Origin of the sequence: Pseudoduganella rivuli (assembly GCF_009674485.1) — a bacterium.
Lineage (GTDB): Bacteria > Pseudomonadota > Gammaproteobacteria > Burkholderiales > Burkholderiaceae_D > Rugamonas > Rugamonas rivuli_B.
Window position 1 is genome coordinate 1 of the sequence record NZ_WKJJ01000021.1, and the last position, 12,085, is coordinate 12,085.

The following is a 12,085-nucleotide window of genomic DNA, read 5'->3' on the forward strand; positions in this document are numbered from 1 at the left end:
GCTCGAGGGCATCAACAACAAGATAAAGGTAATGAAACGGATGGCCTATGGCTATCGCGACTCGGAATTCTTCTTCCTGAAGATCAAAGCAGCGTTTCCCGGCAATCCGTGAAGAACCTTTTTTTTAGGCTATGTCACCGCAAAGCGTGGAAAGTGTCCAACTGCCGCTTTAAGCAGACATTCCGCGGTATCGATACGATGTGCATCAAGGATGCAGCGCCAGCCCAGATAGTTCGGCAGGTAACGCGTGGCGACGCCGTGGAAACGGTGCAGCCAGGCGCGGAAACGGCTGTGGTAGGCATTCACGTTTTGCACGTGCAGCGCGCCACGCGTGCGCACACCGGCGCGCAGGTTGACCGCTTCATGGCTGATGCCGGCTTCCCGGGCAAAGGCGCGGTAGGCCGCGTTGGCATCGGTCACCAGCAGGATGTCGGGATCGAGCGCCGGCCGCAGGCACTGATGCAGGGCGGTGCGGGTGAGCGCGCCGCGCCCGGTGACGAAGTCGAGCGTGCGGCCATTGCGGTCGCGCGCCACCAGGATGCACACCTGCTCATGTGAAATGCCGCGCCGGCGTGCGTGCCCGCCCCGGCGGCGCGGCGGCCGGTCCAGGTGGCGCGATCCTTTCTGCGATTCCAGCAAGAACATTTCGTCGGCCTCGGCAATGCCATGCAGCAGCGGTGCGCGGTCGGTGCGGGGCAGCGCCAGGAAGCGGTGGCGCCAGCGAAACGTGGTATTGCGGTGCACGCCGAGGCGGCTGGCGGCATGGCGCAGCGAGTGCGACGCCAGCATGCCGTCGAGGTAGGCCAGCCAGCGTTCCTTATAGTGGAGCCGGGCCAGCGGCGTGCCGGTCAGCGTATTGAAGGTTTTACCACACGTGCGGCAGCGGTAGCGCTGCAGGCCGCTTTCGCGGCCGTGCCGGTACCAGCGGGTGCCGGCGCAGCGTGGACAGCACAGTTTTTCCTGCGCCGCCTGATCCAGTAGCCTGCCCACATGCTGCCTGGCGTCGGCCTGCCCCAGCCGCACCTGCAACTGGGCGCATTGCCGTGAAGTCAGTAACGCCAGTTGCGCCAACAGCGATGCGAATGCCTGCGTTTCCATGATCTGCCTCCAGTCCCGGGATGATATTGCTTGGACCGGGAACGAAAAGCAGAGTTCCACGAAATTTGCAGACAGCGCTTTTTTATTTGGACTCTTGATTAATGTCATGGCGCCGTCACATAGAATCCGTAGACTTGCTACATCTGCTTCACACACAACCGATATGTGTGGAAGCAGTAAGGTGCGCTGAACGGCGCACCGACCGAATTCATGCTCAAGACCTTCCGCCCGCTTTCACCAGCGGGCGTTTTTTTTGCTGCCTGTGCTATCGTTGCGGCCATGCTGAATCTGCTCCATCAAATCGTCCTCACGCCTGCGCATGCGAACCTGCGCTACCGTACTGCCCTGACCCTGTACAGCCTGATCCTGATTCTTGGCTCGATCCCCGGCGCGCGGCAGGATATCGGCCAGGTCGCGTCCGGCCTGATCCTGCATTCCTGCGCGTACGCGGGCATTACGTTCCTGTTATTTACCGGTGGCAGCGGGAGCCTGAAGGCGCGCGCCGTGAAAGCCGTGCTGACGGTGGCGGCGATGGGCGCGGTGGATGAAGTGATTCAAAGTTTCCTGCCCTACCGCCATGGCGCGGTAGGGGACTGGCTGGTCGACGTGACGTCAGCCATCGTGGCTGCCGCCGTCATGTGGGGTATGTGGAAGCGCCACAAAGTCGCCTGAACCGTCCGGCGCCAGCCACGCCATGCCGGACGCGCGCCACACGTCCCGCCGCATTTCCTGCAATTGTTCGGCACGCGCCTGCCGCACCAGGCCGTGCAGTGCCTGGCGCAATACGTGACGCTGGCGGGCATCCGGCTGCGCGCCATAGACCGCAAAGATCAATTCGTTGATGACAGTTTCAGTGGAGCAAATCGGCATAGTCATTCCCTATTGATTTCTGACATGCAATTATTGCTTTTCATTCACGCCGACTGTTTGACCTGCCTCAATCGTGCTCGCTGCTGATGGAACGAATGGCATCATGGCCTGATCCAACCTAAACGAGCCTTCGCTCATTACAGGGAGATGGACATGAAAACATCTGTACTTGCCATGGCCGCCATGGTGGCCAGCCTGGCCGCCTGCGCTTCCAGCGACCACAAAACCGCCAAACAGGATGACCCAACGTCGATGCCGTCATCCGCGACCGCAATGGATTCGGCCCCGGCCAAGTCAGCCACGACCACCGCGCACAACTGGAGCGGCGTCGTGGTGGCAGTCGATCCCATCCTGCGTCAGGATGCGGCGGCAATGGGCGTCGGGATGGCAGGCGCCGCCGCTGCGGGCGGCGTCCTGACGAATGAAGGGTCGCCAAACGACAAGGTGTACCGCATCACGATGCGGGCCGACGACGGCACCACGCAAGTGGTCGTGGTGGACAGCATCCCCACTTATAAGGCGGGAGACCGCGTACGCTACCGCGATGGCAGCGTACAGCGCGAATAACGCTTAATACAGTTGCTCCACCTGGTAGCCGCGCGCGCGCAGCAATTGCGGCAAACTGTTGTCGCCAACCAGGTGCAGCAAGCCCACGCCGACAAACGCGACCTGGTCTTTTTGCATGATGGCTTCGATGGAGGTCGCCATTTCCGGGTTGCGCTTGCCCAGCAGCGTGCGCTCCATGAACGCGGCCGACACGGTTTCACCGCTGGTCAGCGTTTTCCATGACGCCTGGATGCCGCGCGCATCCGCACGGCTCCACGCGTCGAGCAAGTTCGCGGTTTTTGTCAGCGACACACCGCTGGCCAGTTCCGCCAGGTTTTCCTGCAAATACGCTTCCTGCTGCGCGTCATCCAGCGTGTCGAACAGGCTCAACTGGTAATCCGCCGACTCCAGCTCCCGCAGCGGTTTGCTTTGCTGTTCGGCCGTATGCAGCAGGTATTGCTCGACGCCATTGCTGCGCCGGTAGCCTTGCCGTTCGATTTCCGAGCCCACCAGCACATTGGCCAGCAGCCACGGCTTGTAGTTTTCCATGCTGGCCAGCGACATCCCTGCCTTGCCCAGCGCAAATTCCAGCTTGGCCAGCGTTTCAGCGGACACGTGATTGCGCACCGAATCGCCCGGCGCATAGCGTGCATAGCGGCCCAGCGCTTTCTGGAACGCCGCATCGGCGCGGATATCGAGTTCCAGCACCAGCGACGTGGATTCCGCCAGCGCTTTCGTCACTTGCGGTTCCAATGGATAAAACGCTTGCTTGCCCACGTGTACCGTGCCGAACAGGTAACTGGTCTTGCCATCCTGTCGCACCCGGTACAACGCGCCCCGCCGTGGCGGGTCAATTTCAGTCGCCGCGTCGGTGGCGGCGGCCGCACGTTCAACGTGCGTATTAATGCTCATGTCCATAGCAGTTCCCGGACGGCAAACCGCCACCAGCAGTGAGCAGATTGCCAATAAAGTGCGACGCATACAGTTCTCCCTGCCGTCAACCGGCAAACATGGAGTTCTCAACAATGAGGGAAAAGGAAAGGCGGGCGGGCGCGGGGGCCGTCTTGATCCATCAGAGTTGATAGTAAGACTTATTTTGCCGAGTGGGAACAAATTAAAACACGGGGAAACGAAAAACAACGGGGCGTCCGCCTGGGACGCCCCGTTTCGATATCAGGCCGGCATTACCTTGCCAGTTCGACCAGCGCAGCCGTATACATCTGCAAATTCAGCAGCAACTGCTGTTGTGTAATGAATTCATGCTCGGAATGGCCCGTGTACGCCACACCCGGCATGGCCGGTCCGAACGCCACGGCTTTCGGAAACAGGCGCGAATTGGTGCCGCCGCCAATCGAGACCGGCCGCGCACGGGCAATCCCCGTGTAATGGGAAAACACGTCCAGCAGCAACGGCACTTGCGGCGCGTCGGTCTGTACCCAGGGTTCGCCGATCTCCATGCGGATGCGGGCTTGCGGCGCATGCAGCCGCTTCCACTGGTCGAACGCTTGCTGGAATTGCGCCGTCAGCTCAGCCTTGCCCTTGCCGCGCGGACGGCGCAAATTGATGGTCAATTCCATGCTGCCCACCTTTTGCGCCAGCACGGTGGGCGCCACCGTCATCGGCCCCATGAAGGCGTCGCGGTACGCGACCTTGCCAAACCGTTCACCAACGATGCCGGTGCCGACCATGTCATTGATGAAATCGACCATCGCGCCGGCCGACGTGGTGCGCCATGGCCGGACCTTCAGCGCATCGGCCAGCATGGCGATGGCATTGACGCCTTCTTCCGGCTTGGACGAGTGGGCCGACAAGCCCAGCGCCGTCACCTTCAAATCCTTGCCCTGCCACGTGGTCTGGTAGCGCATGCCCTTTTGCGCCGCGCCGCGCTTCTTGATTTGCGCTTCCAGCGCGCGCGTGGCGTTGCCGATCACGGCGCTGGCGTCTTCCGGGATCTGGCTGGCGAAATAGCCGCCCGAGAATTCACGCACTTCCGGCTCTTTGCCGGCATTTTTTGCCGGCATGGCGGGGATCGTCACCGCCACCAGGCCCCAGCCCTTTTCCGCCGTCACCACCGGGTATTCCGCATCGAGCGTGATATTCAGTTGCGGCGGATTGTGGTCTTTCAGGAACGCTTCCAGCGGCGCCCAGTCCGATTCTTCCGCCATGTACACGTACAGTTCCAGCCGGCGGCGCAGCGGCACTTTCTGGTCCTTGATGGCTTTCATTGCATACAGCGCCGTGGCGATCGGTCCCTTGTCATCTTCCGCGCCCCGCGCCACCAGGCGGCCCGGCTCCGACGTGGCATCCAGTTCGAACGGCGATTTTGCCCACTTGGCCGGATTGACCGGCTGCACGTCGCCGTGCGTGATGATGCCGACCCGGTCTTCCGACGCACCATAACCGATCACCACCACCATGCCATGGTCGCGGTAATCGAAACCCAGGCGCTCCGCTTCTTCCTTGAGGAATTGCTTGAACCCCTGGTGCTGGGGATTTTTCTCGGCCGGCACGGCAGGGTCGGCCACGGTATTGAAACTCACCATCCTGGCCAGGCTGGCCTTCACCTGGTCCGGATACGTATCGAGCGCATGACGCGCCGCCGCCGTGGCGGGTGCGCTCAGCGGCGCGGCCTCCATGGCGGGCGACAGAGCGGGTAATGTGGCGGATAAGGCCGCGAGCAGCACGGCGGCGAGCGTACGTTTTTTCAGCATGTGTCCCCTGTTTATTTATAAGACGCCAGTATCCTGGCCAGTCCGCCATCGTGCAGCAATAGCCCGACGGCGCGATTCACGTCATCCACTGCCACACTGCCGCGCGGCGACACGGCGCACAGCGTGCGGTAAGTCTTCACAACCAGCGGCGGGTGGATGTCGAGTTTGCCGCCCTGTTTCATGAAATAATCGACGAACAATGTCGTGGTTTCCGCGTGGCGCACCCGGCCCAACTCCAGCTTGCGCAAGCTGTTCAAGCCCGAGGCCGTATCGGCGCGCACGAACCGCGTCCCCAGCGCATGTTCCAGTTCCGGATACACGTAGCCCAGCACGGTGCCGATCTGCTGGTTTGCCAGGTCCGCCAGCGCCAAGGGACGGGGCGCATCGCGCCGGCTGATCACCACTTCCGTCATCGGGACAAATGGCACGCTCCAGTGCAGTTGCCCCGGCAGCCATTCCGGCATGTACATGCACAGCACATCGCCCTCGCCCTGCTCCAGCGCGGCGCCGATACGCTTGCGCGGCCACACCTTGAACTGCGGCGTGCGGCCCAGCCGCTCCGCAATGGCCGCGCCCACGTCGCGGTGCAAGCCGCCGGTCAGCGCACCGCCGGTGATCTCGGCCAGCGGCATATGGGAACCGGTATCGACCAGCACCACCAGCCGCTGCGGCGGCGGTGCGGGTGCGGGTACTTGTGCGGTTGGTGGTGCGGCGATTGGTACGGTCGTCGGCGCAAGCGCGGGCGCCGGCGTGTCGGCATCACGCTCCGCCGCGCGTGCGTGCGGCGCCACAGCGGCCATCAGCAGCGATATCGTCAGCGGGAATACGGAAGCGAAGCATGGTTTCATGACAGGCACCGATTTTACGGGATTCCCTGAATTCCCGTCGGGCCGCCGGCATGCCTGCCATATCGATGATGGAAAGTGCGCGAATCAATGCGCCCAGATACGGAACTGCCCCTGCATGTTCAAAGTGCCATTGATGTTGACGCTGCCCATGCTGCTGGTGACAGGCGCCAGCGGATCGCTTTGCACGCTGAGCGATTCAAAGCCCAGGTTGGTGAATTTCAGGTAGCCCGGCAACGTCACCGCCACGTAATCCGTGCCGTCCGGCTTTTTCGCCGCGTCGATATGCACGCCGGCCATGTCCACCACGCCGCGCACGTTTTTCAGCACGACGTAACGGTAAGCGCCATCGCCGCCAAAGCCCATCGACATGCGGCTGTCGGCCACCGCGCCGACCAGCGTGGGATCGTTGATGACGATGTGGGCCGCGATGCTGACGCCATCGCGCGCCGATACCTGGCCCAGCGCCTCGTCGTCCAGCGGTTTCATGTCGCCGGCGCGGGCCGCGCACGACATCAACAACAGTATTGGCAGCAAGGTCTGTTTCATGTCAGCGCCGGAATTTGATGTCGAGGTACTGGATCTGGATCGAGCCGATGCGCGACGAACCCAGGTCCACGCTGCTGCCCGACGGATTGCTGAACGAGATATTGCCGATCGCCAGCCCGCCCGCCGGCGCCGCGCCCGTGCCATTGCGGCTGTCGGGCCAGTCGATGCCGATGTGCAGGCGCGGGCCGCTGTCGTCGTTGAGCGCATTGAGGATGCCTGGCTGCGACGCCACGTGCGCCAGTTGCCACGCTTCGCCCGTGAAGTTGCCGTTGGCGTCAACCGCGCCCAGCTGGATATTGCTGAAGGCCATCTGGCCCATCGCGTCACCGCGGTTCAGCGGCCGGTACGCCAGTTGGCCAATATCGACGCGCAGCGCGGCGCCCCACGCGATGCCGTCGCCGCTTTGCGGCGTGGAGAATTGCAGGCCGCCGCCACGGAACACCATGTCGTTGATCACCACGGCGCCATTGTCGCTGGCGATGCCATTGGCTTGCACGCCCCAGTCATAGGCGAATTGCCAGCGCTGTTCGCCCGTGCCGTTGGCGGGAAACGCCAGCTGCATCACGTCGGCCATGCCGGCCGCGCCAGGCACGATATCGATCCGGTACGGGTCGGAAAAGGCGTCGCTGGAATCGCTGCGCGACGCCGACAGGTTGCCCTTGTAAATACTGGCGCCGCTGGGCGCGGTATAGGTCACGCGCGCATCGCCGCTCATGGCGAAGCCATTCAAATCGAAGCTGACGCCATCGCGCCCGCGCACCGCCGCCAGGTCGTTGTCGGCCAGCGGTTGCATGGCCAGCGCGGGGCCGGCGATCAACGCGGCGGCCAGCGCCAGCAGCAACGGCGTGGCGCCGCGCCAGCGTGCACGCACGGCGGCGCGCGCCGCCACCGCGCGCAACGCGGCGCGGTGCTGCACCAGGCTCACGCGCCGGGCAGGCACGCCGTTTGGTGTTGCACTGTGTTTGCTATAGCCGGCGTTCATCAGCGCACCTTCGGCAAATTCGGCGGCGTCACGCCGTTGGTGGTCAGCGCCGTCAGCTTGTCGCGCCAGTTCATCCAGACGCCGGCTTGCGCCATGTCGGGCGCCTGGCCATTGGCGCCGGGCGCGAATTGCACGCCGGTTTTCAACAGGGAAATCCAGAAGTCGCGGCTGGGGCCGGACGCATCGCCGGCCGTCACGCCGCCCACTTGCGACATCGGCAGGCACGGCGCAGTGCAGGCGCCATCCCAGCGCTTGCCGCCGCCCGCCAGGTCGGTGCGCGTATCCATCGCAATGGTGGCGCCATCCACCGACGTGCTGGTCACGCGCATGGAGCCGGACAAGGTATTGAGCTTGAGGCCGATGTCGCCGCTGATGGCGTCGAAGCCCAGGCGCATGCCGATCACTTCGCGCGGCGAGCCGCCGGAAGCGCTCTTGTACACGAATTCGATGTAGGGATTGGAAATATGCACCAGGCGCTGCGCGTCGGTGCCATCGCTGCGGCCAAATTGCAGCAGCGGCATGTCAATGTCGGCGCCCAGGCCATTGCGGCCGGTCACCGTGTATTCGCCCAGCCGGGTATAGCGCAAGTTTGCGCTCAGCGTGATGTCCGCATCGAGCGCGGCGCGGCTGAAATCATAACCGCCATAGCTGGTGTTGCTCAATTCGATCAGGCCCTTGCCGTGCACCTCCGACATGTCTTCTTCGCTCATGGGCCGCATTTGCGCCCGGGCGGGATTCATCAGACCGGCGATGCAGAAAGTACAGGCGAACAAGGCCAAGGCGCGGGGCGCCTGTTTGATCGTGAGCATGGGATATCCTGCGGATGGGGCGGGCGCACTGCGAAGCGGCGCGCCCGCGAAGATTTAAAACAGGCGCCCGTCGCCGGGCGCCGGCCAACCTTGATTAGTGAGCCCAGATGTAGACCGAGGTGCCGCGCAGGTCGATGTCTTTCATCGCGAACGAGCCGTACGATGCGGTGCTGTTGCCCATTTTGATCGAGTCAACCGACATGTTCAGCAGGCTGGTGGTCTGCACTTGCGGGATCGCGATTTTCACCACGTCGCTGGTGCCGTCGTGGAATTTGGCAGCCACGGCGCTTGGGACGTTCACGCCCAGGGCGGTCATTTCAGCGCCGAACTGCTTGGCGTTGACGATGTCCAGGGTAGCGGCGATCAGGCCGGTCACTTTGATGCCGTTGAAGGCCACCGAACCACCACCGAAGCCGGTGGTTGGGTCAGCTGCGTCCGTGTCGGTGTAGGTGAACGAACCGATGTTCACGTTCAGGTTGGCGGCGATCGACACACCGTCCTGGCCGCTCACGGCGGACAGATCTGCGTCCTGGATCGGGGTCATTGCGGAAGCTGCGAAAGCCAGGGTCGACAGAGCGAAAGCGGCGGCGGTTTTGATCAGTTTCATGCTTGGTATCTCCAGTTTGGTTGTGAAATTAATTATCAAAATTCAAGCACTGCGGGGTCTTGCAAGGCACTGCAAACTTCGGCGCCACAGCTGAATAATATGCCCGGTAAGGCCGTGCCAGCCTGGCGCTTCGTCTTAATATTTATTTAATATTAATTAAAACTATCATACGTTTCTGCATCGGGGCCGGTCCATCGTTGCATGCTGACTTTGAAGGCCAAGCAACGTGCCTGAGGAGCCGTGCCGAATGGCAGATCAATGCGCCCAGATGTAGACGGCGGTGCCGCGCAGGTCGATGTCTTTCATCGCGAACGAGCCGAACGATGCGGCGCTGTTGCCCATCTTGATCGAGTCAACCGACATGTTCAGCAGGCTGGTGGTCTGCACTTGCGGGATCGCGATTTTCACCACGTCGCTGGTGCCGTCGTGGAATTTGGCAGCCACGGCGCTTGGGACGTTCACGCCCAGGGCGGTCATTTCAGCGCCGAACTGCTTGGCGTTGACGATGTCCAGGGTTGCGGCGATCAGGCCGGTCACTTTGATGCCGTTGAAGGCCACCGAACCACCACCGAAGCCGGTCGTCGGATCAGCCTTGTCCGTGTCGGTGTAGGTGAACGAACCGATGTTCACGTTCAGGTTGGCGGCGATCGACACACCGTCCTGGCCGCTCACGGCGGACAGGTCCGCGTCCTGGATCGGGGTCATTGCGGAAGCTGCGAAAGCCAGGGTCGACAGAGCGAAAGCGGCGGCGGTTTTGATCAGTTTCATGCGGTGTATCTCCATGTGGTTGTAGTAGTGGCGTTCCCGTTGCCAGGCCTTGCTTTTACTGCAAGTGCGTTGGCGGAAAATCATTGCTTCGGTAGCAACTTAAATTCATGATAGGGGCGCCAATCTGCAACAGTCCACCGCTGTGCGATGACCGGCAAAGCCAACCGCTTGACCGGGCGAGACACCCAGAGTGGCAGTGATGTTGCGGGGTTGTGGCCTGCGATAGCATGCATTTGACGGTTGCACGTTAGAGGTCCGGATCTAATTTTTTTGATGCTGACCTGGCGCAAAGCATGGCTTAATCCAATTACAAAAAAGACAAACAACGGTACGTGCACAAATAGCACGACCGTTCGTACTGGAGACATGGGAACATGAAGCAAGTGAATTTGGGGCGCCTGACGCTCCAGGGGAGCGTGCATCGCGCAGCCCCTTCCTACCCCGCCACGCACTGCCGCACACTGCCGACACTGACGTCGTCGCACGCCCCGGCATTTTCCTTCGAGGATCTGCCATGCTGATGCTACTGTTGGGCATACTTGCCGCCTCCATCGGCGGCGCCGGTGTGGTCGAACGCAAGGAACCGCTGGACCGGCCGCAAGACCAGTTCGAAATGCCGCAGACGATGCTGGCCAATAACGGCGCCTATACCCAACCGGTGACGATGGAACCGTACTCGAAACTCAAGTACCGCAACATCGTGCACCAGGCGTACGACTACAGCTGCGGCTCGGCCGCGCTGGTCACCATCCTGAATTACCACCTGGGCATCATGGTCGACGAACAGGCCGCCATGGAAGGCATGCTGGACAAGGGTGAAAAGGACAAGATCATCGAGCGCCGCGGCTTTTCGCTGCTGGACATGAAGCGCTACGTGGCGTCGCTGGGCGTCACCAGCGCCGGCTTCCGCGCCGAGATCAAGGACTTGATGACCTTGACCGAACCGGCCATCGTGCCGATCGATTACGCCGGCTTCAAGCATTTCGTCATCTTGCGCGGCATCCGCGACGGCGTGGTGTTCATTGCCGACCCGTCGGCCGGCAACATTGTGTTCTCCGTCGAGGAATTTGCCCGCTGGTGGGACAAAAACACGCTGTTCATCCTGACCGCGCCAAAAGACCGGCCCGCGATTGCGCAGCTGGCCCTGACCGACAGGGAACTGGGCGTGGTCGACATGGACCGCATCACCAACCGTGGCCGCCTTGGCGGCATCAATAACAGCACCCTGCTGCTGGAGCGCGCCGTGAATTCGGGCGTTGCCGGCACCTGGATGCACCGTCAATAAGGAACGACCATGAAGTACCCCACCCTGCGCGCATGGTGCGCCGCTGCCCTCCTGTTGCCTGCCGTACCGGTACTGGCGCAATCGAGCCAACCGACGGCGGCCGATGCGCGCGATGCGCTGGCCAAGAAAGAAGGCGAAGGTGACCAGAGCTCACTGCTGAAACAGACGCTGACGGCAGTCGACAAGCAATACAGCATGATCAAGCGCGGCCAGGTACAAGTCACCTACGACTTGAACTATGCCTATATTGGGCAGGAAAAAATCGTCACCGACATCGGCGCCGCCGGCCTGACCCTGTTCGAAATTGAAAACGTCAGCTCGCATACGGTCACCAACACCATCTCGGCCGACTACGGCATCCTGAACAACCTGACCGGCAACGTGACGCTGCCCGCGATTTCCCGCTACGCCACCGTCAAGGGCCACAGCGGCATTTCCAATTCCGTCGGCGACATCGGCCTGGGCGCGCGCTGGCAGCCGACCGAGTCGCGCCGCGACAGCGCCAACTACACGGTAACCGGCAACGTGCGCCTGCCGACCGGCCGCAGCCCGTTCAAGATCGTCTCCGGCAGCGGCCAGGCCACGGGCAGCGGCGTGACGTCGTTCACCGGTGGCTTGAATATCAACCGCATCGTCGACCCGGTCGCGCTGTTCGGCTCCATCAGCGTCGGCGGCGCCCTGCCGGCCAAGCATTTATATCAGGTGACCGGCACGCGCATCCTGACCCGTGTTGCGCCCGGCATGAACGTGGGCTTCGGCATGGGCTTTGCGTACGCGCTGTCGTATGGCATTACCACCACGATGTCGTTCCAGGAATCCATCTCGGCCGGCTCCAAGCTGCGCTTTGCCGACGGCCTGAACGCGAAAACGTCGGTGCAGACGTCCGGCATGCTGAACTTCGGCCTTGGCTACCGCGTATCGCCGAAAACCACGGTCAATATTTCGGTCGGGCTGGGCGTGACGGCGGATTCGCCGAACATGAGCCTCGGCATGAACATCCCGCTGGCCTTCTGAT

General features: G+C 62.4%; 15 protein-coding genes. 5 read left to right on the forward strand and 10 right to left on the reverse strand.

The annotated features are described in order from the left end of the window. Positions 1-112, forward strand: a 112-nt coding sequence (locus GJ700_RS27530; RefSeq protein ID WP_154379529.1) for a transposase, incomplete at its 5' end; no start/stop codon positions are given. Between the two features lie 17 nt (positions 113-129). Here the strand turns inward: GJ700_RS27530 and GJ700_RS27535 are convergent. After that, positions 130-1,098, reverse strand: coding sequence for an IS1595 family transposase (locus GJ700_RS27535; protein ID WP_154380071.1), 969 nt, complete (start codon positions 1,096-1,098; stop codon positions 130-132). A gap of 279 nt (positions 1,099-1,377) precedes the next feature. Between GJ700_RS27535 and GJ700_RS27540 the strand changes: the two genes are divergently transcribed. Further along, a complete protein-coding gene (locus tag GJ700_RS27540) occupies positions 1,378-1,770 on the forward strand; it encodes a VanZ family protein (protein ID WP_195764029.1) in 393 nt (130 codons plus the stop codon). On the opposite strand, the gene GJ700_RS27545 is transcribed toward GJ700_RS27540, so the two are convergent. Further along, positions 1,711-1,968 carry a hypothetical protein gene (locus GJ700_RS27545; RefSeq protein WP_154380073.1) on the reverse strand — a complete coding sequence of 86 codons (258 nt, stop codon included), beginning with the start codon at positions 1,966-1,968 and terminating at the stop codon, positions 1,711-1,713. The genes GJ700_RS27540 and GJ700_RS27545 overlap by 60 nt on opposite strands. Before the next feature lie 153 nt (positions 1,969-2,121). Between GJ700_RS27545 and GJ700_RS27550 the strand changes: the two genes are divergently transcribed. Further along, entirely contained in the window at positions 2,122-2,535 is a 414-nt protein-coding gene (locus GJ700_RS27550; protein ID WP_154380075.1) for a hypothetical protein, read from the forward strand. Between the two features lie 3 nt (positions 2,536-2,538). On the opposite strand, the gene GJ700_RS27555 is transcribed toward GJ700_RS27550, so the two are convergent. The 8 genes from GJ700_RS27555 to GJ700_RS27590 all read right to left on the reverse strand — a co-directional run bounded on the left by GJ700_RS27555 (position 2,539) and on the right by GJ700_RS27590 (position 9,785). Then, positions 2,539-3,426, reverse strand: a complete 888-nt coding sequence (locus tag GJ700_RS27555; protein ID WP_229507285.1) for a TraB/GumN family protein — start codon at positions 3,424-3,426, stop codon at positions 2,539-2,541. 272 nt (positions 3,427-3,698) lie between these two features. Then, positions 3,699-5,225 carry a dipeptidase gene (locus tag GJ700_RS27560; protein ID WP_154380078.1) on the reverse strand — a complete coding sequence of 509 codons (1,527 nt, stop codon included), beginning with the start codon at positions 5,223-5,225 and terminating at the stop codon, positions 3,699-3,701. Between the two features lie 11 nt (positions 5,226-5,236). Then, complete coding sequence (locus GJ700_RS27565; RefSeq protein WP_154380080.1) at positions 5,237-6,073, reverse strand: substrate-binding periplasmic protein; 837 nt, start codon at positions 6,071-6,073, stop codon at positions 5,237-5,239. Between the two features lie 84 nt (positions 6,074-6,157). Beyond that, on the reverse strand, positions 6,158-6,619 hold the full coding sequence (locus GJ700_RS27570) for a DUF6160 family protein (protein ID WP_154380082.1): 462 nt from the start codon (positions 6,617-6,619) through the stop codon (positions 6,158-6,160). Position 6,620: 1 nt separating this feature from the next. Continuing rightward, positions 6,621-7,601, reverse strand: a complete 981-nt coding sequence (locus tag GJ700_RS27575) for a DUF6160 family protein (protein WP_229507286.1) — start codon at positions 7,599-7,601, stop codon at positions 6,621-6,623. Next, a complete protein-coding gene (locus GJ700_RS27580) occupies positions 7,601-8,410 on the reverse strand; it encodes a hypothetical protein (protein WP_154380084.1) in 810 nt (269 codons plus the stop codon). The genes GJ700_RS27575 and GJ700_RS27580 overlap by 1 nt, the downstream gene beginning before the upstream one ends. A gap of 94 nt (positions 8,411-8,504) precedes the next feature. Then, positions 8,505-9,017: a DUF6160 family protein gene (locus tag GJ700_RS27585; RefSeq protein WP_154380086.1), complete on the reverse strand. Its 513-nt coding sequence runs from the start codon at positions 9,015-9,017 to the stop codon at positions 8,505-8,507. A 255-nt stretch (positions 9,018-9,272) separates the two neighbouring features. Continuing rightward, positions 9,273-9,785, reverse strand: coding sequence for a DUF6160 family protein (locus GJ700_RS27590; RefSeq protein WP_154380088.1), 513 nt, complete (start codon positions 9,783-9,785; stop codon positions 9,273-9,275). 514 nt (positions 9,786-10,299) lie between these two features. Between GJ700_RS27590 and GJ700_RS27595 the strand changes: the two genes are divergently transcribed. Together GJ700_RS27595 and GJ700_RS27600 are read left to right on the forward strand one after the other, a co-directional pair. After that, a complete protein-coding gene (locus GJ700_RS27595; protein ID WP_154380090.1) occupies positions 10,300-11,070 on the forward strand; it encodes a C39 family peptidase in 771 nt (256 codons plus the stop codon). A 9-nt stretch (positions 11,071-11,079) separates the two neighbouring features. Beyond that, on the forward strand, positions 11,080-12,084 hold the full coding sequence (locus tag GJ700_RS27600) for a DUF2059 domain-containing protein (protein ID WP_154380092.1): 1,005 nt from the start codon (positions 11,080-11,082) through the stop codon (positions 12,082-12,084). The last annotated feature ends 1 nt before the right edge of the window (position 12,085 follow it).

Excerpts from the sequence above, each read along its gene's own strand:
- GJ700_RS27555 (WP_229507285.1), bottom strand. The coding sequence starts at position 3,426 with ATGAGCATTAATACGCACGTTGAACGTGCGGCCGCCGCCACCGACGCG.
- GJ700_RS27575 (WP_229507286.1), bottom strand. The coding sequence starts at position 7,601 with ATGAACGCCGGCTATAGCAAACACAGTGCAACACCAAACGGCGTGCCT.
- GJ700_RS27565 (WP_154380080.1), bottom strand. The coding sequence starts at position 6,073 with ATGAAACCATGCTTCGCTTCCGTATTCCCGCTGACGATATCGCTGCTG.
- GJ700_RS27535 (WP_154380071.1), bottom strand. The coding sequence starts at position 1,098 with ATGGAAACGCAGGCATTCGCATCGCTGTTGGCGCAACTGGCGTTACTG.
- GJ700_RS27585 (WP_154380086.1), bottom strand. The coding sequence starts at position 9,017 with ATGAAACTGATCAAAACCGCCGCCGCTTTCGCTCTGTCGACCCTGGCT.
- GJ700_RS27540 (WP_195764029.1), top strand. The coding sequence starts at position 1,378 with ATGCTGAATCTGCTCCATCAAATCGTCCTCACGCCTGCGCATGCGAAC.
- GJ700_RS27600 (WP_154380092.1), top strand. The coding sequence starts at position 11,080 with ATGAAGTACCCCACCCTGCGCGCATGGTGCGCCGCTGCCCTCCTGTTG.
- GJ700_RS27580 (WP_154380084.1), bottom strand. The coding sequence starts at position 8,410 with ATGCTCACGATCAAACAGGCGCCCCGCGCCTTGGCCTTGTTCGCCTGT.
- GJ700_RS27570 (WP_154380082.1), bottom strand. The coding sequence starts at position 6,619 with ATGAAACAGACCTTGCTGCCAATACTGTTGTTGATGTCGTGCGCGGCC.
- GJ700_RS27590 (WP_154380088.1), bottom strand. The coding sequence starts at position 9,785 with ATGAAACTGATCAAAACCGCCGCCGCTTTCGCTCTGTCGACCCTGGCT.
- GJ700_RS27545 (WP_154380073.1), bottom strand. The coding sequence starts at position 1,968 with ATGCCGATTTGCTCCACTGAAACTGTCATCAACGAATTGATCTTTGCG.
- GJ700_RS27595 (WP_154380090.1), top strand. The coding sequence starts at position 10,300 with ATGCTGATGCTACTGTTGGGCATACTTGCCGCCTCCATCGGCGGCGCC.
- GJ700_RS27560 (WP_154380078.1), bottom strand. The coding sequence starts at position 5,225 with ATGCTGAAAAAACGTACGCTCGCCGCCGTGCTGCTCGCGGCCTTATCC.
- GJ700_RS27550 (WP_154380075.1), top strand. The coding sequence starts at position 2,122 with ATGAAAACATCTGTACTTGCCATGGCCGCCATGGTGGCCAGCCTGGCC.